Raw genomic sequence first — 23,201 nt, 5'->3', positions numbered from 1 at the left:
TTACGAAAGCCGAGCATGTCGCTGCCCTCCGACACCCTCCACCCCGCCTCCACGCCCGCCCCCGATCCCGACCGGCCCGACGACCCGGACGCCACGGTGGTTGTGCCCGCCACGCCGCTGCCCCCGCGGGTGAGCCAGACGCTGCCCACCGGCTCGATCGCCAACGGCGCGCCGGTGCGGCAGGTGGGGCGCTACCAGATCATCGACCTGCTCGGCCGCGGTGGCATGGCCACGGTGTTCAAGGCCCACGACCCTGACATCGACCGCATCATCGCGATCAAGTTCCTGCACGCCGCGCTGTGCGAGGACGAGCAGTACCGCACCCGCTTCCTGCGTGAGGCCCGTGCGGCCGGCGGGCTGTCGCACCCCAACATCGTGACGGTGCACGACGTCGGCGAGATCGAGGGCCGGCCCTACATGGCCATGGAGCTGCTCGACGGTGAGCCGCTCAACGACCTGATGGAGTCGCGCCAGCCGCTGCCACTGAAGGAGGCGATGGAGATCACGCTGCAGCTCGCGCGCGCGCTGGACTACGCGCACGCCCGGGGCATCGTGCACCGCGACATCAAGCCCGCCAACATCGTGCGGCTCAAGGACGGCCACACCATCAAGGTGACGGACTTCGGCATCGCCCACGTCTCGGGCGCGGGCGGCGCTGGCGGCGAGCAGACCCGCGTGGGCGATGTGCTGGGCACACCGCAGTACATGTCGCCCGAGCAGACCCTGGGCAGCGCGGTGGACGGGCGCTCGGACCTGTTCTCCGTGGGCATCGTGCTCTACCAGATGCTGACCGGCCAGCGCCCGTTCGAGAGCGACAGCATCGTCGCGCTGGCGGTGAAGATCGCCCGCGAGGAGCCGCCTGCGCTGAACAAGCAGCGCCCCGACCTGCCGCCCACGGTGCGGCGCATCGTCGAACGCTGCCTGGCCAAGCAGCCGGCCAAGCGCTTCCAGAGCGGCAAGGAGCTGGCCGACGCGGTGCTGAAGGTGCTGCGCGACCTGGACGAGGAGGCGCGCGAGAAGGCGCGCGCGCGCATCGTGCCGCTGCGCGTGAAGTGGGCCGGCATGATGGCGCTGATCGTCGCGGCGGTGATGGCCGCCAGCGCCACGCTGATCTCGCAGCGCCAGAACGCCGCGCTGACGGAGCAGGTGATGGACTACGGCGCCTCGCTGGCGCGCTTCATCGCCGCGCAGAACGCCGTCTCCGCCCTGGAAGAGGAATGGGTGCCGGTGGAGGTGACGGTCCAGGAGGTGATGAAGTCGGGCGACTTCCAGTCCCTCACCGTCATCGACCGCGGTGGCGTGGTGCGTGCCGCCGGCGACGTGGCCCTCGTCGGCCAGCCGTACAAGGCGCCTTCGGCCAGCCGGCTGGCCGCCCTGGCCGGTGGCGTGAACGTGGCCCGCCACCGCCTGGCCAACGAGGAGGACGTGCTCCAGTTCGAGGCGCCCATCACCTTCCAGGGCAAGGCGGTCGGGCGGGTGGTGCTTGGCCTGGCGGAAAAGCCACTGGTGCGCGTGGCGCAGCTCAGCCAGATGCTGATGCTGGCGCTGGTGCTGGTGACCGTGGCCGCCGTGGCGGTGGCGATGTACTTCGTTGCCAACTGGTTCGCCCGGCCGATCAAGCAGCTCGGCGACGCGATGTCCGAGCTGGCGCAGGGGCGGCTCGACCATCGCATCGGCGAGAAGCGCAACGACGAGTTCGGCCTCGCCTACGAGGCCTTCGATGCGATGGCCGCCAGCCTGCAGGCGCGCTATGGCACCGATGAAGAGCCGCTGCCCGGCACGGGCGATGCCCCGCCACCGGACAGCCCCCCCACCGAGCCGCTGCCCCGGCGCAGCGAAGCGACGAGCGAGCCGTCATGACCCCGCGGCAGCCCGCAGCTTGGCGGTGGCCCGCCCGGGTTTCAGCCAGGGTGGCCGCAGCCGGGGTTGCTGCTGCCAGAGCAGCTTTGGCCACCGCTGTGCTGCTGGCTGGCTGCGGCAGCACGCCGCCGCCCATCCCCGGCCCACCGGCCCCCAACACCGCGCCGGCGCCTCGCACCGAGGCAGCGGCGGGCCCGGAGGGCCTGCTGCTGGCCCGCAGCGAGCAGGTGCTGCTGGTGCGCCCCGGTCCTGGCGCCACCTGGGCCAACCTGGCCCGCCACTGGCTGAACGACGCCAGCCGGGCCTGGGAAGTGGCCGCACTCAATGCCACCGATCCGGCCACGCCCGCACCCGCCCCCACGGCCCCGCTTCCGCCTGGCAGAGAGCCGGTGATGCTGCCGCTGCGCCCGGTCAACCCGACCGGTCTGCAGGGCGAGCAGCAGCAGACCGTGACCATCCTGTGCTATCACCGCATCGGCACCGGCCTGGGCCGCATGGGCGTACCACCAGAGCGTTTTGCGCAGCAGATGGAATGGCTGGCCGGCAACGGCTACACGGTGCTGCCGCTGGCCCAGGTCAGCGGCTTCCTGAATGCAGCGCGGGCCCTGCCGCCGCGCAGCGTGGTGGTGACCTTCGACGACGGCTATGAGTCGGTCTACCGACATGCCTTCCCGGTGCTGCGGCGCCTCGGCTTTCCCGCCACCCTCTTCCTCTACACCGACTTCGTCGGCGCCGGTGGCGATGCCCTCAGCTGGGCGCAGGCGCGCGAGATGGCCGCCACCGGCCTGATCGACTTCCAGGCCCACTCGCGCTCCCATGCCAACCTGACGCAGCGTCACGCCGACGAAGCGGAGCCGACCTACCGCCAGCGCATCGACGAGGAGGTGCGCGCACCCCGCGACGCCATCCAGCGTGAACTGGCCGGCGCGACGGCCGGCACGGCGGCGCCCTCGCGCAGCAGGACGGCCACGCGGTCATCGCGCACGGTCCCGGGATCGACACAGGCACCGGCACCAACGCCTGCAGCGCCGACGGCAAGGATGGAGGCGGCCCCGGCCGACCCGGCCGCCGCCGCGGTGCAGCACTTCGCCTACCCCTTCGGCGATGGCAACGAGGCCGCGCGCGAGGCGCTGCGCCGCCAGCGCTACGAGCTGGGGCTGACGGTGAACCCCGGCGGCAATCCCTTCCAGGCCCATCCGCTCATGCTGCGCCGCACCATGATCTTCGGCAGCCATGACCTGGAGGCCTTCAAGGCCCGGCTGCAGGCCCAGCGCCCACTGCCCCCCGCCCGCTCCTGAGCCCAGTGATCATGTCGCACCGTGCCCGGCATCACCTTCCCCGGTGGCTGGCGCCCGGCCTGCTCGGTGTGGCCGGCGTGGTGCTGCTCGGCTGCGCGGGCCAGCGCCCCTCGGCCAGTGGCAGCCCCGCGGCGCCACGGCCATCGGCGACCGGACCCGCTGCAGTGCCCATGGATGCCGACACCGCCTGGCGCATCCGCCAGCGCGAGCGCGCCCGGCGGCTCGAAGACAGCGGCGACTGGCCGCAGGCGCTGCGGCTGTGGGACGCACTCGCCCTGCTCCCGCCCGGGGACGAGGCGGCCCGCCGCGAGCACCACCGGCTGGCCGGTCGCATGGCCGAGGCCGCCTCCGATCACTGGCAGCGCGCCAGCGCCGCGCTGAAGCGCAACGACCTCGACAGCGCGGAGCACCACCTCGTGAAGCTGATGGCGCTGGACCCCGGCCACGCCGAGGCGCTGCAGGCGCTGCGCCGCATCGACCTGCAGCGCCAGCGGCGTCCCAACCCGTCGACACCGCCCTCACCCGCCACGATGCCGCCGTCCGCACCACGCGGTGGCCCGTAGCCACCGGGATCAGGGAGCGAGGTCCCGGGTCAGAGCCTTTCAGCCTTGGCCTTCAGTTTCTCCACCCGCTGCCGCTCGACGCGCGCGGTGTCGTTGCCCGGATCAAGCTCCAGCACGCGGTCCCAGTGGCGCAGCGCCGCATCGAGCTTCTGCTGCGCCACGGCCGCCCGGGCGTCGCGGCTGTGGCGCTCCACCAGCGCCTTGCGCACCTCGGCCACCTGGGCCGCCGCCTTGGGGTGGCCGGCGGCCTCCGCCTTCTGGAACTGCACCAGCGCCGCGTCCAGTTGGCCCGCCCGGCGCGCTGCTGAACCCGCCGCGAAGGCCCGCTCCGCCTCGCTCACCACCGGCGGGGGTGCCGGGGGTGCAGGCGTCGCAGGTGGGGGTGGAGCGGGAGGCACCGGGGCAGGCACCGGGGCTGGGGCTGGCGCAGGTGGGGTCGGGGCAGGCGCCGGCGTTGGAGGCGCCGACGGGTGGCGCTCGGTTGTTCGCACCACCGTCGCGCAGCGCGCCGGGATGCGCACCACCTGGCCTTCGGCCACCCGGCTGGGCACCTTGATGTCGTTGTAGCGGGCCAGGATGTAGAACAGGTGCACGTCGCCCAGACAGGTCCTGGCCAGCTTGGACAGCGAATCGTTCGGCCGCAGCGTGTAGGGCGACGACTCCTTGCCGAGGCGCACCACCGGATCGTCGGTGATCTGCTGCATCAGCAACTGCCCCAGCTTGTGACCCGGGTCGGCCGCCAGGGCGCGCTGCAGGTCGGCACGGGCACGATCTTCCTGTCCGTCCTGCAGGGCGGCCTCGGCACTGCTGACGAGCTTGCTCACCTCGGCCGCGGGCAGCGCCACCGCCGCAGGCGCGGCACCGGCCGGCTCCTTCGTCGTGGGCGCGGGGTCGGCGCCACCGCGCTCCGGCTCGGCGGCCGAGCTTGGCGCGGAGGGCGTGGCGTGGGTCGTGTCGCCGCGTTTTCGTCCCATGGAGCAGCCTGCACACAGCAGCACGGCGATCATCACCGCCGCCCACAGGACCGGGGGCCATGCCCGTGACAGGCGGGACGGGGTGCGCCCAACGGCGAGGCACGCAACGTCGCCGCACGAGGACAGGGCAAGGGGTTTGACGAAGTCGGGCATGACGTGAAGGGGCAGCCGCCGGGCAACCATGATATTGCGCCGCCCCCCTCGCGCGGGCGAGTGACTTTCGGACATTGCCCAGGGGCAGCCCGTGGAAGACGATGCGCCGGTCCCCTGGTGCCCTGGTACCCCGCCAGGGGCCGGCGAGGCGTTGCCCCATGACCCTGACCCTCAGTGCCCTGTCCCTGAACGATCAGCCGCTCACCCAGCCGGTGGTGGCGCATTTCGATGCGTCGGGCGGCACGATCGGCCGCGGTGACCACAACACGCTGACGCTGCCCGACCCGGAGCGCCACATCTCGCGCCAGCACGCCAGCATCCAGGCCGAGGGGGCCGGCTGGCGCATCACCAACCTCAGCGCCGCCAACGCCGTGACCGTGGCCGGGCGCACCCTGGCACAGGGCGAGTCCGCGCCGGTGCGGCACCGCGACCTGGTGCGCATCGGCGGCTTCCTGCTGGAAGTGAGCGATGACGCGATGCCAGGCGAGGCGGTACGCACCATCACGCGCGGCCGGGCCTCGGTGAGCCGGCCCGCGGCGGGGGTGGCCGACCCGTTCGCACCGGCAGCCACCCGCGACGCCCCCCCCGCGCCGCTGCCCCCCTTGCCCCCGGCCACACCCACGGCAGCCTTCACTCCCCCTGCGGCAGGCGCACCGGGCGCCACCGGCGGCGCCGCAGACGACCCCTTCCTGGCCCTGTTCGGCCCAGCGGTGGCCAGTCCTGCCCCCCGCAACAGCGCCACCCCAGCCACAGGCGGTGGAACGCCGCCAACATCCACCGTCGACCCCTTCGCCGTGCTCAACGAGCCCCTGCCAGCCCGGGTGGGTGCAGCATCGGCGGCGACCACGCCCCCGCCTGCGGTTGGCCCGGACCCGTTCGACGACTGGCTGCGCGCGCCACCCCCTCCTGCCGCCGCGGCGAGGCCGGCCGGCGCACCCTCACGGCCCACGGCCGGCGACGCGGCGGCGGCCGACCCCTTTGCTGCGCTGGGTGCGATGCCCGAGCAGTCGATCGACGCCCTGTTCGGCTCCCCCGGCACGGCCGGCTCGGACATCGACGCCTTCCTGCGCCAACCGCTCAGCCCGAGCGAGGCCACAGCGGCGCAGCGCCCGGAGCACTCGGCCACGCCTGCAGCCGATGCCGGCTCCCTGCCGGCATGGCCCGACCATGTCCCCGCCACCCAGGCGGCGCTGGAACTGCCGGCGGTGCGAACGGCACCTGCGGCGATCGAGCCACCGTTGCCGCCACTGCAACAGTCAGCCCCCACACCAATCGCTCCGGCTGAACCCACGCCAGCGGCCTCCCTTGCGCCGCGTGCACGACCAGCCCCCATCCCAACAGCAGGAGCAAGCGCAACAGCAACGGCAACCACACCGGCGCCCGTGCGCCCCCCCATGCCCGCCGCGCCGGCCGAGCCCCTGCGTTGGTCCGAGCCGGTGTCAGCGCCACCCGTGGTCACTGCCGGAACGGGCGCAGCCACCCCGCCCCCCAGCGCCAGCGCGGCCGACGACGACGCCCTCTGGCGCGCCTTCTGCGAGAGCGCCGGCGTGCGCATTGAGCTGCCGCAGGGGCTCAACCCCGAGCTGATGCGCGTGATCGGCAGCCTGCTGCGCGCCTCGATCGACGGCGTCGTGCAGCTGATGGCGATCCGCGCCGCCACCAAGCACGAGCTGCGGGCCGACGTGACGATGATCCAGTCGCGCAACAACAACCCGCTGAAGTTCTCGCCCGATGCCCAGGGCGCGCTGGAACAGCTGCTGCAGCCGCCGCTGCGCGGCTTCATGGCCGGGCCGGCCGCGGTCAACGATGCGATGCACGACCTCGTCGGCCACACCATCGGCACCATGGCCGGCATGCGCGCGGCGCTCGAAGGCGTGCTGCAACGCTTCCAGCCCTCGGTGCTGGAGGGCAAGCTGGTGGGCTCCTCGGTGCTGGACACGCTGCTGCCGATGAACCGGCGCGCGCGGCTCTGGGAGCTTTACCTGCAGCACTACGAGACGATCCGGCAGGAAGCCCAGGAGGACTTCCACGCCCTGTTCGGCAAGGCCTTCGTGGCCGCCTACGAGCAGCAGCTCGACCGCCTGCACGAACAGCAGCACGCCCGCCAGCGTGCCACCCCTGCGGCGCCCGAGGGGCCTGAGGGGCCTGCTTCCGCTGGCGACGCCCGCCATGCCATCCACCGTGGCTGAGGTTGCGTTGCCCGACCTGCTCCCGCTCACGCTGGCCTACCGCAGCGAGACCGGCCAGCGCAGCCGCAACGAGGATGCGCTGCGCGTGGCCCAAATCGGCCCGGTGTGCCACTTCATCGTCTCCGACGGCGCAGGCGGGCACCAGCGCGGCGAGGAGGCCTCGCGCCGCGTCGTCGACCACCTCGACGCCCGGCTGGCCGAGCACGCCCAGAGCGGCGCCAGCCCGGACGCCACGGTGCTGGCAGAGGCGATCTGCGCCGCGCACGACGAACTGCGCCAGCTCCAGAGCGACCAGCACGCCAGCCGGCGCATGCACGCCACCGTGGTGGCACTGTGGATCGACCGCGAAACGCGCGAAGCAGTCTGGTCGCACGTGGGCGATTCGCGCCTGTACCGGCTGCGCCACGGCCGGCTCGACCACGTCAGCGAGGACGACAGCGTCGTCCAGCAGATGGTGCGCGCCGGCTGGCTCAGCCCGGTGCAGGCCCGCACCCACCCGAACAAGAACCAGCTCGTCGCCGCGCTGGGCATGGCCGAGCAGGTACAGCCGCACAGCCACCACGACCACATCGAGGAGGGCGACGCCTACCTGCTGTGCAGCGATGGCTGGTGGGACCCGCTGGACGCGCGGGTGCTGGAGGACACGCTGGCCCGCAGCCTGACGGCGCAGGCCTGGCTGGCGGCCCTGCTCGAACACATCACCGCCCACGCCCCGGCTCGGCAGGACAACCACAGCGCCATCGCGGTGTGGATCGGCCAGCCCGGCGACGTGACGCGCCCGCCCTTCCCATCGCCCCTGTCGAGGTGACGCCCCATGTCGATGCCCCGCGCTCCCCTTCACTCCCCCCCCGTCAACACGCTGAACCGCAGCTTGGTGGCCACCGCGCTGGTCCTCGCTGCCGGGCTCCTGCCTGGCGCCGTCCACGCCCAGGAGGGGGCCGCCGACACCACAGTGCTGCGCGGCGGCGACGTCAACTCAAAAAAGCTGATCGAGGTGCTGACCCCGCCTCCGCAGGTGAAGACACGCAGCCTGCGCGTGGACCGCGAGTCCAGCAAGCCGGCTGCGGTCCGGCGGCCGAGTGCCTCGCTGCTGATCACCTTCCAGACCAACTCCACCGAGCTGACACCGGCCGCCCAGCAGCAGCTGGACGTGGTGGCCGCCGCACTCAAGAGCGACAAGCTGCAGTCCTACCAGTTTGAGCTGGAAGGCCACGCCGACCGGCGCGGCAGCACCGAGAACAACCTGTCGCTGTCGCAGGGACGGGCCGAAAGCGTGCGCGACTACCTGGTGCGCACGCACGGCATCGACGCTGCCCGGCTGGCCCCGGTGGGCAAGGGCGACGCCGAGCCATTGAACAAGGCGGTGGTGGCCGCGCCAGAAAACCGCCGCGTCACGATCATCACGCGCATGCCCTGAGCCCCTCCCGCAGCGGCGCTCAGCGACCCGGCGCCGCCACCTCGTCGATGCGCAGCAGCACGGCGCCGTAGCGCGGGTCGCAGTCCGCACCGGTCGGACAGGCCGCCTCCCCCGCGAAAGCGCTGCGGGGGCCCGCCGGGGCAGCCCAGGCCCGCCGCGCCAACGCGAGGTCGAACCCGGTGAGCGCCTCGCGGGCATCACGCCGGGCCCCGGCGGCCTCGAAGCGGCGCGGCTGCGGTGACAGCAGCACCAGCACGTGGTCGGTGCCTGGCGCACCACCCGCGGTGATGCGCCACTTCGGCCGCGGCAGCACCAGCTCCTGCCCGGCGGCCAGGCGGTTGTCGGCGTCGATCGCATTCGGGAACAGCATCTGCAACGCTCGCCCGTCGGTGCCGACGAAGAGCACGTAAACGTGACCGGTGACGTTGCCGCGCAGGCGGAACTGCAGGCGGTCGCGGTCGATCACGAGACGCTCCTGGTCCGCCCGGGCATCGACCTGGATGGCCGCATCGGCCGTGCGCAAGACCTCCTCCAGCGCCGCGACCGGGCTGAACGGCCCACGTGCCGGCGGTGGCGGGAGGGGGGGCACAGCCACGGCGGAGCCGACGGCAGTGCCCGGCGATGACGCCGCCGCCGCGGCGCCCCCCAGGCCGGGGGCGATGGCCGACGCTGCCGGTGTGGCTGCCGTTGCTCCGGCCACCGAGGCGTCCGGCGGCGCCGGTCGGCGGCCCAGCAGGACCCACCCGGCGGCGAGCAGCACCAGGGTCGCAGCCACGGCACCGACCACCCACCGCCCGCCGCGACGGACTGCTGGGGCGGCGGTGGCGGTGGAAGGCAACGCGGAGGTTGCCGCACCGGCCGTCGCTGCCGATACGCCGACAGCGCCCGGGGGCGGCGCAGCGGCGGCCCGCACCGGCTGCCCGCGCTGCGGCACCAATCCGAGCCGCTGCGCCAGCGCGGCCATGTCCTGCGGGCGGTCCTCGGGCCGCACAGCCAGGCCGGCGTCGATGGTGGCCAGGAAGTCCTCGCTGTAGCGGCCCGCGCAGGCCACGCGCACCGGCACGCACTCGTCGCGGACCATGCGCCCCACCGCGGGCGGTGGCGGCGCGCCGGTCAGCGCGCAGTACAGCACCGCGCACAGGGCGTAGACATCGGTCCACGGACCCTGCTTCATCGAGGCGACTTCGGCGTACTGCTCCACCGGCGCATAGCCCGGCTTGAGGATGACGGTGAGCGCCTGCGTGGCGTCGCCGATGACGCGGCGCGCGGCGCCGAAATCCAGCAGCAGCGGCTGCAGCGCCTCCCCCACCAGCATGATGTTGTCGGGCGCGACGTCGCGGTGGTAGCAGTGCTGGCCGTGCATCAGCGCCAGCGCGTCCAGCAGCGGCGGCAGCCGCTCGCGCCACCAGGCCTCGTCCGGGGGCTGGCCGGTAGCGGCTCTGCGCTCCTTCAACCAGTCCTTGAGCGTGATGCCCTCGTAACAGGGCATCACCATGTAGGCCGTGCCATGGTCTTCCCAGAAGCGGTAGACCTTGAGCAGCGCCGGGTGGTCGAAGGCGGCGAGCAGCCGCGCCTCGTTGATGAAGCTGCGCAGCCCCAGCTCGAAGGTCTCGCGGTGGCGCTCGCTGCGCAGCGTGATCTGGCCGTCGCCCGCGCGCATCGCCAGCGAAGCGGGCATGTACTCCTTGACCGCCACGGTGCGCTGCAGCTGCGTGTCGTGGGCCCGGTAGACGATCCCGAAGCCGCCCTCGCCGATCGTGCCCTCGATGACGAACTCGGCCAGCGCCGTGCCCGGTGGCAGCGCCGCCGGCGGCAGCGCGGTGGTCAGCGTGGTGGCGGCCGACCGGGTCGCCCCGGCGGGCGGCATCCGCGTGCGGTCGTCATCCGGCATGGTCATGGGGTCGCGGCGCCGATGGCGGATCAAGGGCCGATCAGGCCGCCGGCGCCATCAGCTCGGCAAAGGCCCGGCCGTCCGGCAGGCCCCGCAGCACGGTGACGGGCGAGGCCGTTCCGGCCGGTGTCTGGGGCCACCAGACGCTGCAGCCCTCCAGCTGCGCCTGCAGCGCCTGCGCCGCCATGGCAGCCAGGCCGTCGCCCAGGCCGGTGCGGGCGGGCCACTGCAGCCGCTGCGCCGACACCGATGCGCCCGGGACCCATGGCGAAGCCTGCGGCGCACGCTGCAACGACAGGCCGGCCCAGGCAGCGGAGGCCCCCGAGCGGGCCGTCGGCCAGGGAGCAAGGTCCGCCAGCGCGGCCTCGAAGTCCTCCACGGTGGCGCCCTCAGCCAGCGTCAACAGTGCCGCCTGTCCCAGCTGCTGCCACCACAGCTCGAGGTGGTCCAGCGCGATGCGGTCCTGCGGTGGCTGGCGCCGTGACTGCGCCAGCAGCAGCGGGAAGTAGCGGCCCACGGCATCGCAGCTGGGCATCAGCACGCCAAACCACCAAAGCCCTTCGTCCGCCGCGCCCGCCACCCCCGGCGCCCAGGCGTAGCGCCACAGCGGCGCCTGGAGGTAGGCCTGCAGCCAGCGCTCGCCCAGGACGGCGTGGCTGCCGTCCATCACGGTCGCCAGCCAGCGGTCACAGGCCTGCACGTGCGCCTCGGGCAGACGGCGTGTGGCGAAATCCCCCAGCGCGCCGAGCTTGCCGTACCAGCCGGGGGCGTCGATCAACATGGGCAAGGCGGACATCGTGGCGGCTCTCACAGCCCCTGCGGGCAACCGAATTCGGCCAGCTCGCGCAGGCGCAGCGGGTTGCGCACGCTGCTGGCGGTGACCTCGAAGACCGCCTTGCGGCCATCGAGGTCGAAGGTCACCCGCAAGCGCTCGCTGCCGCGCCCGGCCTCGACCTGCATGCGGTCGAACAGGCGATGCAGCGCCCAGGGGCCATCGATGCCGATGCCGTTGCCGCTCGGCCCGGGCGGGCTCAGCTGCAGCCGGATCTGGTTGCTGCCCCGCGGGCCGGGCCACTGCACGGCCGCGGGGATCTGCGGGCCGTGGGCATAGCGCACCACCTGGCCGTCGACGTCCAGCACGAACTGGGTGATGCGCGCATCCATCTCCACCGGCTTGAACTCCAGCCGCATTGCCGGCAGGTTGCCCCCGGCGGCAAAGAAGGTCTCGCGGATCACCTGGGCGCGCTGGAACTGCCGCAGCGTGCCGGCGTCCTCGCCCAGGTCCTTGTTGCGGAAACGCCAGACCGGACGCGCGCTCGTGTCCACCTGGGCCGCCAGTTTTTCCTGGAAGACCCGGTCCATGCGCCCGCCGGGGCCGAACAGCTCGCCGAAGTCGGCCGGCCGCACGTCCGCGCTGGCGCGCGGGTTGAGCGGGTAGCGCCCCGCCACCGCCTGGGTGCAGAAGTCCCCCACCGCCGAGCGGACCTCGCGCGAGAGCTGCTCGCGCAGCAACTCACCAAAGAGGTTGGCACTGCGGGCGGCCAATTCGTTGAGCAGCCCGGATGCCGGAGCGGTAGCCCTTCCCCCTTCGTTCTTCAACCGCAGCGGCACATCGGACGGCGGTGGCTGCCCCCCGCCGCGCAGCGCCAGATCTGCTGCCGCCATGTACAGCTGCGCCTCGGCGAGCAGGGCGATGCTCTCGTCCATCGGCGCCTTGCCGCCGCCTGGGGGCGCCTGCACGTAGCGGCGCAGCAGGGCGAAGCGGTCGTCGACCAGCGTCTTCTCCAGCGGCGGCTGGCCCTGCAGCGCGCCTGGCACCGCCTGGTCGCCCGCCACGCTGGCAATGCCCTCCTTCACCGCCTGGGTGACCTCGCGCACCTTGTCCGTCAGCGCCGCCTTGCGGCTGCCGGGGTCGTCGGGCTCAGCCAGCGTGGTCTCGCGCACCACCGCCTTGAGCAGCGTGCCCATCGGGTTGTCAGGGCCTGAGAGCACGCGGGTCAGCTGCACCAGGTCCGACATGCCCTGCGCCGGGCGCAGGCGCACATCGGCGATGAAGGCCTCCCAGGTGCTGGCGTACTCGTTCAGGTAGAGGCGCCGGGCGTTGTCGGCGATCTGCCGCACGTCGGCCGCCGCCGCTGCGGGCGCCGCGATGCCCAGCACCCAGCCCTGTTCCTCGGCCAGCTCGCGCGCCACGGCATCGAGCCGGGCGCTCACCTCCTGGTGGCCGGCACGGGTGAACAGGCCGGCCACACCCTTGGCCAGAGGCTCGCCGCTGCGGCGCACGAACACCAGGCTGGCCGCGGTTCCGCCGGCCTTGGCAATGACGAAGTCCGGCGCGTTGGCGCCCACGCCCTGCTGGCGCAGCCGGTTGTAGACCCGCTGCGGCAGCGGCAACGCCACCAACCGGGCCCGCGTCTCGTTGACCATCGCCTGGTCCTGCGGCAGCGGCGACACCGCCGGACCCAGCGCCAGCAGCGCCGCCAGGTGCTGGCGCAGCTGCTCGCGCTCGGCCGTGCCCACGGAGCGGGGCAGCGCGGCCTCCCAGTCGGCACGCACCAACTCGCCCAGCGCCTTGGCGTCGAAGTGCTGCGGATCGTGCAGCATCAGATAGGCTTTGAGCGACTCGTACTGCAACTCGGGCGCATCGGCACGCTGGCGCAGCTGCTCCTCGATGCGCAGCGCCAGCCGCGGCAGCACCGCGTCCACCAGCATGCGCTCATAGACGGTGCGCGAGGCCGCATCCAGCTTGGGTCCCTGGAACAGGCCGAAGCCCAGGCCCGGCGGCACCTCGCCCTCGCTGCGCCCGGCCTGGGCCAGCTCGCGCGTGGCGGCCAGCGCCGGCAGCAGGGGCAGCAGATCGGGCGTGGCCCGGTTGGGCGTGGTCTGCACCAGCTGGCGCACCTGCTCGACGCGCGCACGCACCTCGTCCACGTAGCGGCGGTTGTTGGACCAGCTCACCGTCCAGGCCGCCAGCGCGCCGACGCTCAGCAGCGCCAGCAGCGCATAGCCGACGCCCAGCAGCAGGTTGCGGCGGCGCTCCCAGCGCCGCTGGGTACCGGCCAGACCGGCCTCGGCGAACACCACCTCGCCAAGCAGGCGCTCCAGGAAATAGCTGCGCCCGCTGGACTGCAGCGGCGGCAACACCGCCCGGTCGAGCTGCCAGCTGCGCGCGATGCTGCCCAGCAGCCGGTCGATCGGCGAGCCCTCCTGGGTGCCGCTGACGAAGTAGACGCCGCGCAGGAAGGGCTGGGCCTCGAACGGCGACGGCGCGAAGACCTGGCGCACGTAGGGCAGCAGCAGCTCCTGCAGGGCGCTGAACTGCAGCGGGAAGCCGTACATGCGCTGGCGGCGCGGCGCATCCGGCTCGGCCTGCAGGCGGTCGATCAGCCCGGCCTGCAGCCGCTGCGTGAGCGCCTGCAGCTCGCCCGGCAGGCCGTCCAGGCTGCCGGCGGCGGTTTCGCCATCGGGGCCGAGGCGGAAGGTCACGCCCCAGGGGGTGGCACGGCTGTCCTTGTCCAGCGTGGCGAAGTAGTCGGTGAAGCCGGGCAGCAGGTCCGTCTTGGTCACCAGCAGGTAGATCGGGAAGCGGATGCCCAGCTGCTCGTGCAGCTCGTGCAGGCGCTGGCGCACCCGGGTGGCCTGCTCCTCGCGCTCGGCCAGGCTGCGCGCCAGCAGGTCCTGCGCCGACACGGTGACCAGCACGCCGTTGACCGGCTGGCGCGCTCGCGCCCGGCCGAGCAGGCCGAGGAAGCCGCTCCAGGTGTCGCGGTCGCGCGCGGCATCGCTGTCCTGGGTGGTGAAGCGCCCGGCGGTGTCGATCAGCACCGCCTGGCTGGTGAACCACCAGTCGCAGTCGCGCGTGCCGCCCACGCCCCGCACGCGCTCCTGGCCGAGCGCATCGCCGAGCGGGAAGTGGAGGCCGGCGTTGCGCAGCGCGGTGGTCTTGCCCGAGCCGGGCGCACCGATGATCAGGTACCAGGGCAGCTCGTAGAGGTAGCGCCCGCCCAGCTGGCCGAAGCGCCCCGCGAGGCGGTCGCGCCAGGCAGGCCAGCCCTTCTTGCCGACCGCAGCGGCCCCGCTGCCGCCCACCGCCGGGCCTTCAAAGCGCGCCCGCCGCAGGGTGAGCATCGCCTTTTCGAAGCGCTGGCGCACGGCGGCCAGGTCAGCGCTTTCCGCCGGTGTGGCCGCCCCGGCGGCGGGCGCCGCGAGCAGTTGATCCACCACCGCCTGGTTGCGCCGCCCGGCACGCCAGTGCTGCCAGAGCAGGCCGCCCAGCACCAGCAGCCACAGCAGGCCGATGCAGGTCCAGCGCACCGTGGCGCGCTCGAAGGGGCGCGCCGTGCCCACCGCCACCGCCGGCCCGATCCACGCGATCACCAGGCTCAGTGCCAGCAGGCCGAGCACCGCCAGAGTCCAGCGACTGAAGATCCAGCCCAGGAGCTTGCGGATCATGATGCACTCCCGCCCGATTGGGCCGAGGGGGCCGCCTGCGAGGCGGCCGGCGCCGTCGGCCTGGGCACGGCCGCCGCCTGGCCCGGCTCGCGGCCGACGAACAGCGTCACTTCCACCCGGCGGTTCAGCGCCCGGTTGCCCGGCGTGTCGTTGGCCACGACCGGCTCGCCGTCGGCACGGCCCTCGGCTCGCACACGCGCGGCATCGACGCGGCGCGCCACCAGCAGGTCGCGCACCGTGCGGGCGCGCTCCTCGGACAGGTGCCAATTGGAGGGAAAGCGTGCCGAACGGATCGGCTGGCTGTCGGTGTGGCCGGTCACCAGGACCGCCCCGCGCACCTGCGTGAGCGCCTCGGCAATGCGCCCGAGCAGCGCCTCGCGGGCCGGCTGCAGCTGGGCACTACCGGCATCGAACAGGCCGTCGCCACGCAGGATGACCACGCTGCGGTCCACCTCGTCACGCACCGCCACCTGCGCCGCGGCGATCTCCGGCCGCAGGAACTGCGCCAGCCGCGGTTCGGCCGCCGGCTGTGCCACCGCCGCCACCGGGGCGGGCAGGCGCAGGCCCTGGATCTGGCCGAACACCGGGTCGGAGCGCTCGCCCAGCGCGTAGCTGAAGCCCATGTAGGACAGGCTCAGCAGCAGGCAGGCCAGCGCCGCACTCACCCCCCAGGGCAGCCAGCCGGGCAGGCGCCGCCGCGCCGCGGGCGTGCCCTGCCAGTGCTGCGCCAGCCCCTGCGGGTAGTCGCCGCGGGCCTGGCGCAGGATGCGACCGAGCTTGTCGCGCACCGCGTCCAGCTGGGCGCGGCCGTTCTCGACGGCGCGAAAGCGCCCCTCGAAGCCCAGCGCCAGCGCCACGTAGATCAGCTCCAGCAGGTCGAGGTGCTGCTCGGGCTGGGCCGCCAGCTTGGCCATGAGCTGGAAGAGCTTCTCGCCGCCCCAGGCCTCGTTGTGGAAGAGCACCAGCAGGCTGTGCTGGGCCCACACGCCCGAGCCACCCCAGGGCGTGTCGCCGGCCGCCTCGTCGATCAGGGTGCACAGCACGTAGCGGGCCGCCATCGCCGTCTGCGGCGTGATGCCCTGCGCGGCCGTGGCGGAGGCGAAGTCGCGCAGCGCCTGCGCCAGGCTGTGCTTCAGCGCCGCCGGGTCGGCCACGTGGCGGGTCGAGCGGATCTGCGGCACCGCCAGCAGCAGCCGATTGGCCAGCGCGAGCAGCGGGTTGAGGGCCTGGTCGGGCCAGGCCACGTCCGGCAGCCCTGCACTGCCCAGGCCGGCCATCGCAGGACGCGCTGGCGCGGGCCGCCCGCCCGGGTTCGGGCGGATGATGGTCGCGCCGCTGTCGGGCAGGGCGAAGGGATCGTTGGGGTCGATGGGGTTGCTGGGACCAGGAACGGACATGGGCAAGCCTCCTCAGCTCGTCGCAGTGCATCAGGGCCGGATGGCCCAGAGCTGCAGTTCCAGGCCGGGGAAATCGCCCGCCACGTGCAGCGCCAGGTTGCCGCTGCGCTCGAACTGCTTCCACAGCTCGCCGCTGCGGTCCACCTCGAAGTAGTGGTAGCCGGCGTGGTAGGGCAGCTGCCGCGGCGCCACCGGCAGGTTGCGCAGGCCCATGCCGGGCAGCGCCAGGCTGACGATCTCGCGGATGCGCTCCACCGGGCCAACCTTGGCCTGGGCCAGGAAACGCTGGCAGAGCTGTTCGGCGGGCAGCTGGGCCTGCACCGCCAGCACGTAGCTGGCCTGCTGCAGCAGCTCCGTGTCACGCACCACGGCGGTCCGGAAGCCGTGCTGGCGGTCGGTCAGCTCGATGATCGTCGCACGCGGCACCGGCACCTGCGCCAGCTGCACCGCGATGAACTGCAGCAGGGGCGCAAAGCAGCCCTGCAGGTCGTCATGCCGGTAAGGTGGGAAGGCCTGGGGCAGGCGCGCACCGGCATCGCTGCCGAAGCTGCTCAGCTCACCGGCCAGGTACAGGCAGGCCAGGTGCAGCGTCTCTGGGTGCACGTGGGGGCCCAGCGCAAACTGGCGCAGCACCGGCTGGTGGCGGTTGAGCAGCATCAGCATCAGGAAGTCGGCGATCTCCGACACGCCCTGGCGGGCGTCGCCCATGCGCGCCGTCAGGGCCCGCGCATAGGCGTCCATCGCCGCAACCAGCTTGCCGGCCTGATCGGAAAGCTGGCGGCTGGCGTCGATGCGCAGCTGTGGCGCGATGTAGCCCCGCTCCAGCACCAGCTGCCGGTCGGCACGGCGCTCCAGCACCCGCACCACGCCCAGCGCGGCCTCGCCATCGTTGAGGTCACGCCGGCGCACCAGGCGCAGGCGCAGGCGCCCGGTCTGGATCGGCACCGGGTCCTCCGTCGCATCGGTCAGGTCTCGCACCGCATCCTCCTGCACCGCATAGCGGCAGGGGCCGGGCGCCACCTCGGCACCGAAATCGAAGTCCGTCGCCCCCACCCGCTGCAGCGGCGCGGCCAGGAAGACCACCTCGTCCTTCAAGTCGTCGCCGACGTCCAGCGGCGCGGGCAACGGCAGCTGGTCGGGCACAGAGAAGGGCGTGCCATCGGGCAGCACGCCGCGCGCGCGGGTCAGGCCCACGCGGCCCTGGGCCAGCAGCGCCTCGTCGATCACCAGCTCGGCATGGCCCCAGCCGTGGGCCCGCAGCGCCTGCGCCCGGGCCTCGACCAGCTGCTCCAGGTGGCGGGTTTCCTGCTGGAAATGCTGCGGCTGCAGGAACATGCCCTGCGACCACACGACCTTGTCGTAAACGCTCATGGGTCGCCCCGGTTCCTGCTGGGCGCTCAGCGCGCCGGGTTGATCGACACGCCCAGCGCGTCCGCCTTGATCTCCCAGGTCTGGCTGGCCCCCACCTTGAGCGGCGCCAGCGCCCGCCAGCGCGCCCGGTCCAGATCGCGATAGGCAGCGAAGACGCCCACGAAGCGCGCCTGGGCATCGACGGTGCGATCGAGCTTGCGGCTCTCGCCGGGCTGGAGGATGAACTCCTCGCGGGCGACGACATCGGCGCCCAGCTCGGCCTGGTCGCGCTGGAACAGCGACATGAAGTCGAGGTTCGAAAACACCGCCGCGGCCTTGAGCTCGTACAACCGCAGCAGGATCGGCGAGGGCCGGCGGCGCAGGTCCGGATTCACGTCGGTGGAAGCCTGCACCACGCCACCCAGGCGGGTGAGCTTCTGGCCGATGACTGCATCGACCACGCCGGAGCCGCGGCTGGCACAGCCGGCCAGGGCCCACAGCCCCAGTGCGGCCATGGGAAGGAGCAGCCCGCGGCGCGCCGCATCAGCGCCGACATCGCCGCCGAAGGCGCCGCTTGGCTGTGGCGGGGCGGAGGGAAATCCAACAACGGTGGGGAGCATCTTCACGCTGCCTCTGGTGGCCGCCTCTGGTGGCTGCCTGTGGTGGTGACCTTGTGGGGCCGCCGAGGTGGCCCGCTCATGCAGGCACCGCACGGCCTGCAATCAGCTTAGTCACTCGCTGCGGCCGCCCAGGGTGACTTAGGTAACGCAGCGGCGCCCCCCGTCCACACAGCGCACCACTCATTCAAAGCAGTGTTCGGCATCGGCCACCAGGCACACCGGCAGGGCCGCGCTGCCGCGCATCGCCGGCCGCGCCCTGGTGAACCACTCGCGCGCTTCGGCCCTGGGCACCAGCAGCCAGACCCGGCCGCGGTGGTTGGTCCGCGCCGCCTGCCGCCCGGCCTCACGGCCGAAGCCCCAGAAGTGGTCGATGCGTACCGCGCCGCGGATCGCACCGCCGGTGTCCTGTGCAAACACCAGCTTGCGCATGCCCCCACCGCCAGCCCGGTCGGATTCGGCCGTGAGGAACAGCGGGTAGCCCAGCGGTGCGCTGCGGGGATCGACCGCCACCGAACGGCCGGCCGTCAGTGCCACACCCAGCGCCCCGACCGGCCCGGGGTCGGGTGCCTGATCCTCGGCGATGCGGAAGAACACATAGCTGGGGTCGCGGGCCAGGGCCTCGGCCACTCCCGGGCGGGCGGCCTTCGTGGGGGCTGTGGCAGGCGCTGCCGGGGCGGCTGAAGTGACTGAAGGGGCTGAAGGAGCCGGACGGGCCGCCGCGGGCCGGGCGGGCGGGCGGGCCCGGGCGCGCGCCGGCGCGGCTGCGCCGTCCTGCGCCGGCAGGAGCTGTTCGATCACCGCCCGGGTGGCCTCCTGGCCATCGGCCGCCGCGCCACGCCGGGGCTCCGGCTTCGCTGCGGGGCGCTGCAGGCCGCGCGTGGGCGGCGCCGGTTCGGGCGGCATGTCCCCTTCGAGTTCAAAGGTCTGCGGCTCCTCACCAGCCGGCTCACCGGCGGCGAGGCCCAGGCCGCGCGTGCGCAAGGCGGGCGCCACATCGCGCGGCTTTACCCGCAGCGGGCGGAAGGGGTGGCCGTTCTGCTCACCATAGAACAGGCGCAGCACCCGGCCGTCGGTGAGCCGGATGCGCCCGGAGCCCTGGATCTGCATCGCGTACAGCGCCAGTGGGTCATCCACCCAGGCAATGACCGGGGCATCGACCTCGCCGCGGCTGGTCAGCTCGGCCCGGCTGAAGTAGGGCACCGCCCGGTCGCCTTCCCGGCGCAGGCGCAGGCGGCGGTCGTGCGGCTCGCCGGCCACGCTGTCGAGGTCCAGCCGCAGGCTGCCGGGCTCGGCGCGCGCCAGTGGACGCAGCTCGCGCCCCTCCTGCCGCACGTCGATGACCCCGCTGCGCTGCGTTGGCGCCAGCTCACGCCGGTCGAGCAGCAGCAGGTCGCGCGGCACGCCGTAGACCGGCACGCGGAAGCCCCCCTGCGGCTGAAGCGCGCCGGCCAGCAGGGGCTCGAAGTAGCCGGTGACGGCCCCTTCGGCCGAGGCATCGGGGTGCAGCAACTGCAGCGCCGTGAAGGATCGCTCGAAGAAGGCCCGCAGTGCCTCGCTGCTGCGCTCACGCTGTGCCAGCGCCTGGGCGCAGGGTGCGGCCCAGTGCGCACGCCGGGCCAGTACCTTGCAGGAGCGCTGGAAGGCGTCCCAACCCGCGGCGGGATCGTCGTCCGACCAGCCCGGCAGGTCCTCGAAGCGGGCCACCCGCAGCCGGGCCGTGCGCGTGCGCAACTCGGCCCCGGGCACCGGGTCCGCGCGGCTGCCCGCCGGCAAGGCCTCGCGGTCTCGATCGGGCTCCGTGGGCCCGCTGGCCGCGGCCCCGGGCGGCACGGGCGACACGCCGCCGCGGGCCCCCTCGACGGTCCCGGCGGGCGCCATCCGGTCCGTGTCGGCCGGGCTGGCCGCAGCGGGCGACACCGGCCGCGACACGGTTCCCCCCGTGGAACAGGCCGTCCCCACCAGCATCAGGGTGACCCCGATCAGGCCGCACACCCCCCTTATGGGTGACCAACGGGGTACAAGCGAGGCTAGACACTGTTCAGTCATGGCAGCGCGGACCTTACGCAGCGCAACAGATCCCTGCCGCTGACCAAGGTAATGTCGACGGCCCAACGGAGCGTGACTAAAGTCACAAAAGACGACACTCTGCGCCGCAAGGAGACAACGCAGGTCAATAGCAGGTCTTGCCAGTGTTTTCAAATCAGACCATGGAGGGTGGTGCCAGATGTTTCGGGCCACGATCCATGGGAGGCACGGAGGAACAGCCTTATGGAAATGATCGCCAGCGCACCCGAGGTCACGCGAGTGACACGGCCCTTCGACGGGCCGCCCCAGGCCGCCGGGCGCCGAGCACGCGTACTCCTCGTTGACGACCATGAGTTGGTACGCTGCGGTGTCAAGTCGATGTACAGCCGCATCGACGATCTGGACATCGAGTGGCTCGAAGCCTCGACGCTGCAGGAAGCGATCCAGGTCCACCAGCGCGAGCAGGGCATTGACGCCGTGCTGCTGGACCTCAACCTGAGCGATTGCAAGGGCCTGCAGGGCCTGCGTCAGTTCCTGCAGAGCCAGCCTGATGCCCGTGTGGCGATCTTCAGCGGCACGCAGGACGAGTTCGTCGTGCGCCAGGCCCGCGCGCTCGGCGCGGTGGCCTATGTCGGCAAGGGGGGCGACGCGGCATCGCTGCGCACCGCCCTGCTGAACCTGCTGCGGCCGGCCGGCACCCCCGCCCCTGCGCCCGGTGGCATGCCCAGTTCGGCCCTGTTCCCACGCTTCCCCTCATCGGCCATGTATGACCGCGTGGCCGAACTCGGTGCGCGGCACCTGGAGATCCTGGAGCTGGTCTTGTCGGGCTGCACCAACCAGGAGATCAGCAGCGCCACCCAGCTGTCGCTCGGCACGGTGAAGAACTACGTGTCCTCACTGCTGCTGGCATTGGACGTGCGTTCGCGCTCGCACCTGATCAGCCTGTTCCGCTGAGTCCCCTGTGACCGCCGCGGCAGCGCAGCCAACCCCTGCTAACGCCCCCCCGCCTGCCTCCGAGACACCCCAGCAGGCCGTGACGACGCGGCTGCAGATCGTCCCGGAACCGTCCGAGGCCGCCATGCGCGGCGCGGCGCGGCAGCCCGAGCGCCGCAGCGCGGCGCGGCGCAGCAGGGACGCCGGGACGGGCTACTTCTTTCGCGCGGCGCTGCCGCTGGCGGGGCTGCACACGGCCGCCCTGCTGATGGGCGGGCTCAACGGCCTTTGGACCTTCCCCTTCGGTGGCGTGCGCACCGAGGCCGCAGCGCTGGACGGCCTGCTGCTGCTCATCGGCATTGCCCTGCTGGCCGCCTGGTGGGCCGCGCTGTGGGCCTACCGGCATCGCCGGCCGGCCTGGTCGGCACGCTGGCAGGACCGGCGCCGCTGGCAGCGCACGCTGGAGACGCTGGTGGGCGCCAACCTGGTCTGGCTCGGTGTCACCTCGTGGCTGGACGGGGTGGCCGGCAGCGAGCGGCTGGCCGTGGCCACGCTGCTGCACGTGACCGTGGCCGTGACCGCAGCCGCCACGCTGCCGATGGCGCCGCGGGCCGCCGGGTGGAGCCTCGCCGGGCTGGCCTCCCCGACGCTGGCCTGGTGGCTCACCGGCCAGCCGCTGGGCCACGGCATGGCGGCCCTGCTGCTGATCGCCGCGCTGGCCGTGGCCGCCCTGCTGTGGCGCCATGGATCGCATTGGCAGCGCATGGGGCAGCGCCTGATCGAGGTGGGCGACCGCGTCCGCCACCTCACCGAAGAGCGCGACGCGGCCATCCGCGCCGACCACGACAAGCTGCGCTTCGTGGCCGCGGCCAGCCACGACCTGCGCCAGCCGATGCACGCGCTCGGCCTGTTCGTCGCCACGCTGGAGGGCCGACTGCAGGGCACGCCCGACGAGCCGCTCACGCACAGCATGATGCGCTCGGTCGAGACGCTGGACCGCTCGTTCACCGCGCTGCTGGACATCTCGCGCCTGGACGCCGGCACCGTCTGCCCCAACCTGCAGCGCTTCCCGCTGCGCGACCTGTTCCGGCGCCTGCACATGCACTTCGCCGGGCTGGCCGAGGAGCATGGCCTCGGGCTGCGCTTCTCCCCGGGTGGCAAGACGGTCACCAGCGACCCGCAGCTGCTGGAGCGCATCTTGGCCAACCTGATCCAGAACGCGCTGCGCTACACCCGCGAGGGGGGCGTGGTGGTGCTGGCGCGCACGACGCGCAGCCACATCCACGTGGAGGTGTGGGACAGCGGCTGCGGCATCTCGGCGGCCGACCTGCCGCACATCTTCGATGAGTTCTACCGCGCCGGGCACGCCGGGCGCGACGCCGCCCAGGGCCTGGGCATGGGGCTGGCCATCGTCAAGCGCCTGGCGGTCCTGCTGGGCCTCACGCTGGAGGTGGCCTCGCGCCCGGGGCGGGGCACCATGTTCCGCGTCGGCATCCCGATCGGCAGCGCCCCCGACGTGGCCGATGCCACCGCGGCGGCCGACACCATCCCGGCCCCGGTGCTGCAGGCCGGCACCATCCTGGTGATCGACGACGAGGCCGACATCCGCGACGGCCTGGCCACGCTGCTGCGCTCCTGGGGGTTCGACGCGCACGCCGCCGCGGACATCGCGGCCGCACGGTCGGTGGCGCAGGTGCTGGACGGCCAGCTCGACCTGGTGATCTCGGACCTGCACCTGCTCGACGGCGAGGACGGCCTCGACGCCGTGGCCGCCGTGCGGCAGGCCTGCGGGCGGCGCGTACCGGCCATGATCGTCACCGGCGACACCAGCCCGGCCGAGATCCGGCGCGCCTCGGCCAGCGGCAACATGGTCCTGTTCAAGCCGCTGCAGCCCAGCAAGCTGTTCGGTGTGCTGCGCAGCATCGTGCGCTGAACGGCGCGCCACCGTCAGCAGTCACGGCTCACCCCCTCTCCCCAGCCCTCTCCCCAGCCCTCTCCCCAGCCCTCTCCCGCAAAGGAAGAGGGAGCCGTCGCGGCAACTGCCCAGGGCCACGCCGGCAGTGACTTTCGGCTACTGCC

General features: G+C 73.2%; 16 protein-coding genes. 8 read left to right on the top strand and 8 right to left on the bottom strand.

Annotation, left to right across the window (positions count from 1 at the left end):
* Positions 1 to 15: 15 nt before the first annotated feature.
* The 3 genes from NGK70_RS09345 to NGK70_RS09335 all read left to right on the top strand — a co-directional run bounded on the left by NGK70_RS09345 (position 16) and on the right by NGK70_RS09335 (position 3,721).
* On the top strand, positions 16 to 1,860 hold the full coding sequence (locus NGK70_RS09345; protein ID WP_251972970.1) for a protein kinase domain-containing protein: 1,845 nt from the start codon (positions 16 to 18) through the stop codon (positions 1,858 to 1,860).
* Between the two features lie 86 nt (positions 1,861 to 1,946).
* Positions 1,947 to 3,158, top strand: coding sequence for a polysaccharide deacetylase family protein (locus NGK70_RS09340; RefSeq protein ID WP_251972969.1), 1,212 nt, complete (start codon positions 1,947 to 1,949; stop codon positions 3,156 to 3,158).
* 11 nt (positions 3,159 to 3,169) lie between these two features.
* Positions 3,170 to 3,721 (top strand): tetratricopeptide repeat protein, encoded by a 552-nt coding sequence (locus NGK70_RS09335; RefSeq protein WP_251972968.1) that lies wholly within the window; start codon positions 3,170 to 3,172, stop codon positions 3,719 to 3,721.
* Positions 3,722 to 3,750: 29 nt separating this feature from the next.
* Here NGK70_RS09335 and NGK70_RS26455 read toward each other — a convergent pair whose 3' ends face one another.
* Positions 3,751 to 4,695 carry a LysM peptidoglycan-binding domain-containing protein gene (locus tag NGK70_RS26455; RefSeq protein WP_310742591.1) on the bottom strand — a complete coding sequence of 315 codons (945 nt, stop codon included), beginning with the start codon at positions 4,693 to 4,695 and terminating at the stop codon, positions 3,751 to 3,753.
* Between the two features lie 311 nt (positions 4,696 to 5,006).
* Here NGK70_RS26455 and tagH point away from each other — a divergent pair, with 311 nt between their 5' ends.
* From tagH to NGK70_RS09310, 3 genes are read left to right on the top strand one after another with little or no spacing between them, the layout of a single operon-like run.
* On the top strand, positions 5,007 to 7,037 hold the full coding sequence (gene tagH, locus NGK70_RS09320; RefSeq protein WP_251972966.1) for a type VI secretion system-associated FHA domain protein TagH: 2,031 nt from the start codon (positions 5,007 to 5,009) through the stop codon (positions 7,035 to 7,037).
* A gap of 7 nt (positions 7,038 to 7,044) precedes the next feature.
* Entirely contained in the window at positions 7,045 to 7,845 is an 801-nt protein-coding gene (locus tag NGK70_RS09315; protein ID WP_251972965.1) for a PP2C family protein-serine/threonine phosphatase, read from the top strand.
* 6 nt (positions 7,846 to 7,851) lie between these two features.
* The gene (locus tag NGK70_RS09310) at positions 7,852 to 8,454 is read left to right on the top strand and encodes an OmpA family protein (RefSeq protein WP_251972964.1); all 603 of its coding nucleotides are present in this window, start codon (positions 7,852 to 7,854) and stop codon (positions 8,452 to 8,454) included.
* 19 nt (positions 8,455 to 8,473) lie between these two features.
* Here NGK70_RS09310 and NGK70_RS09305 read toward each other — a convergent pair whose 3' ends face one another.
* From NGK70_RS09305 to NGK70_RS09275, 7 genes are all read right to left on the bottom strand, one after another.
* The gene (locus tag NGK70_RS09305) at positions 8,474 to 10,351 is read right to left on the bottom strand and encodes a serine/threonine protein kinase (protein WP_251972963.1); all 1,878 of its coding nucleotides are present in this window, start codon (positions 10,349 to 10,351) and stop codon (positions 8,474 to 8,476) included.
* A 34-nt stretch (positions 10,352 to 10,385) separates the two neighbouring features.
* A complete protein-coding gene (gene tagF / locus NGK70_RS09300) occupies positions 10,386 to 11,141 on the bottom strand; it encodes a type VI secretion system-associated protein TagF (RefSeq protein ID WP_251972962.1) in 756 nt (251 codons plus the stop codon).
* Positions 11,142 to 11,152: 11 nt separating this feature from the next.
* On the bottom strand, positions 11,153 to 14,797 hold the full coding sequence (gene tssM / locus NGK70_RS09295; protein ID WP_251972961.1) for a type VI secretion system membrane subunit TssM: 3,645 nt from the start codon (positions 14,795 to 14,797) through the stop codon (positions 11,153 to 11,155).
* Positions 14,794 to 16,194 (bottom strand): DotU family type VI secretion system protein, encoded by a 1,401-nt coding sequence (locus NGK70_RS09290; RefSeq protein WP_251972960.1) that lies wholly within the window; start codon positions 16,192 to 16,194, stop codon positions 14,794 to 14,796. Before NGK70_RS09290 ends, tssM begins: the two co-directional genes overlap by 4 nt.
* 30 nt (positions 16,195 to 16,224) lie before the next feature.
* The gene (tssK, locus tag NGK70_RS09285; RefSeq protein WP_251972959.1) at positions 16,225 to 17,565 is read right to left on the bottom strand and encodes a type VI secretion system baseplate subunit TssK; all 1,341 of its coding nucleotides are present in this window, start codon (positions 17,563 to 17,565) and stop codon (positions 16,225 to 16,227) included.
* A gap of 26 nt (positions 17,566 to 17,591) precedes the next feature.
* On the bottom strand, positions 17,592 to 18,164 hold the full coding sequence (gene tssJ / locus NGK70_RS09280; RefSeq protein ID WP_251973726.1) for a type VI secretion system lipoprotein TssJ: 573 nt from the start codon (positions 18,162 to 18,164) through the stop codon (positions 17,592 to 17,594).
* Between the two features lie 180 nt (positions 18,165 to 18,344).
* Positions 18,345 to 20,042 (bottom strand): MltA domain-containing protein, encoded by a 1,698-nt coding sequence (locus tag NGK70_RS09275; RefSeq protein ID WP_251972958.1) that lies wholly within the window; start codon positions 20,040 to 20,042, stop codon positions 18,345 to 18,347.
* A 390-nt stretch (positions 20,043 to 20,432) separates the two neighbouring features.
* On the opposite strand from NGK70_RS09275, the gene NGK70_RS09270 reads away from it, so the two are divergent.
* On the top strand, positions 20,433 to 21,143 hold the full coding sequence (locus NGK70_RS09270; protein WP_251972957.1) for a response regulator transcription factor: 711 nt from the start codon (positions 20,433 to 20,435) through the stop codon (positions 21,141 to 21,143).
* A 79-nt stretch (positions 21,144 to 21,222) separates the two neighbouring features.
* Positions 21,223 to 23,055 carry a hybrid sensor histidine kinase/response regulator gene (locus NGK70_RS09265; protein WP_251972956.1) on the top strand — a complete coding sequence of 611 codons (1,833 nt, stop codon included), beginning with the start codon at positions 21,223 to 21,225 and terminating at the stop codon, positions 23,053 to 23,055.
* Positions 23,056 to 23,201 lie beyond the last annotated feature (146 nt).

This window comes from Sphaerotilus microaerophilus (assembly GCF_023734135.1).
Lineage (GTDB): Bacteria > Pseudomonadota > Gammaproteobacteria > Burkholderiales > Burkholderiaceae_C > Sphaerotilus > Sphaerotilus microaerophilus.
Note: the sequence above shows the minus strand (reverse complement) of the source record. Positions and strands in the feature narration are given on the sequence as shown.

What these genes read in the sequence shown, in the direction of transcription:
- NGK70_RS09345 (WP_251972970.1), top strand. Translation starts at nt 16, where the DNA reads ATGTCGCTGCCCTCCGACACCCTCCACCCCGCCTCCACGCCCGCCCCC.
- NGK70_RS09335 (WP_251972968.1), top strand. Translation starts at nt 3,170, where the DNA reads ATGTCGCACCGTGCCCGGCATCACCTTCCCCGGTGGCTGGCGCCCGGC.
- NGK70_RS26455 (WP_310742591.1), bottom strand. Translation starts at nt 4,695, where the DNA reads ATGGGACGAAAACGCGGCGACACGACCCACGCCACGCCCTCCGCGCCA.
- tagH (WP_251972966.1), top strand. Translation starts at nt 5,007, where the DNA reads ATGACCCTGACCCTCAGTGCCCTGTCCCTGAACGATCAGCCGCTCACC.
- NGK70_RS09310 (WP_251972964.1), top strand. Translation starts at nt 7,852, where the DNA reads ATGTCGATGCCCCGCGCTCCCCTTCACTCCCCCCCCGTCAACACGCTG.
- NGK70_RS09305 (WP_251972963.1), bottom strand. Translation starts at nt 10,351, where the DNA reads ATGACCATGCCGGATGACGACCGCACGCGGATGCCGCCCGCCGGGGCG.
- tagF (WP_251972962.1), bottom strand. Translation starts at nt 11,141, where the DNA reads ATGTCCGCCTTGCCCATGTTGATCGACGCCCCCGGCTGGTACGGCAAG.
- tssM (WP_251972961.1), bottom strand. Translation starts at nt 14,797, where the DNA reads ATGATCCGCAAGCTCCTGGGCTGGATCTTCAGTCGCTGGACTCTGGCG.
- NGK70_RS09290 (WP_251972960.1), bottom strand. Translation starts at nt 16,194, where the DNA reads ATGTCCGTTCCTGGTCCCAGCAACCCCATCGACCCCAACGATCCCTTC.
- tssK (WP_251972959.1), bottom strand. Translation starts at nt 17,565, where the DNA reads ATGAGCGTTTACGACAAGGTCGTGTGGTCGCAGGGCATGTTCCTGCAG.
- tssJ (WP_251973726.1), bottom strand. Translation starts at nt 18,164, where the DNA reads ATGCTCCCCACCGTTGTTGGATTTCCCTCCGCCCCGCCACAGCCAAGC.
- NGK70_RS09275 (WP_251972958.1), bottom strand. Translation starts at nt 20,042, where the DNA reads ATGGCGCCCGCCGGGACCGTCGAGGGGGCCCGCGGCGGCGTGTCGCCC.
- NGK70_RS09270 (WP_251972957.1), top strand. Translation starts at nt 20,433, where the DNA reads ATGGAAATGATCGCCAGCGCACCCGAGGTCACGCGAGTGACACGGCCC.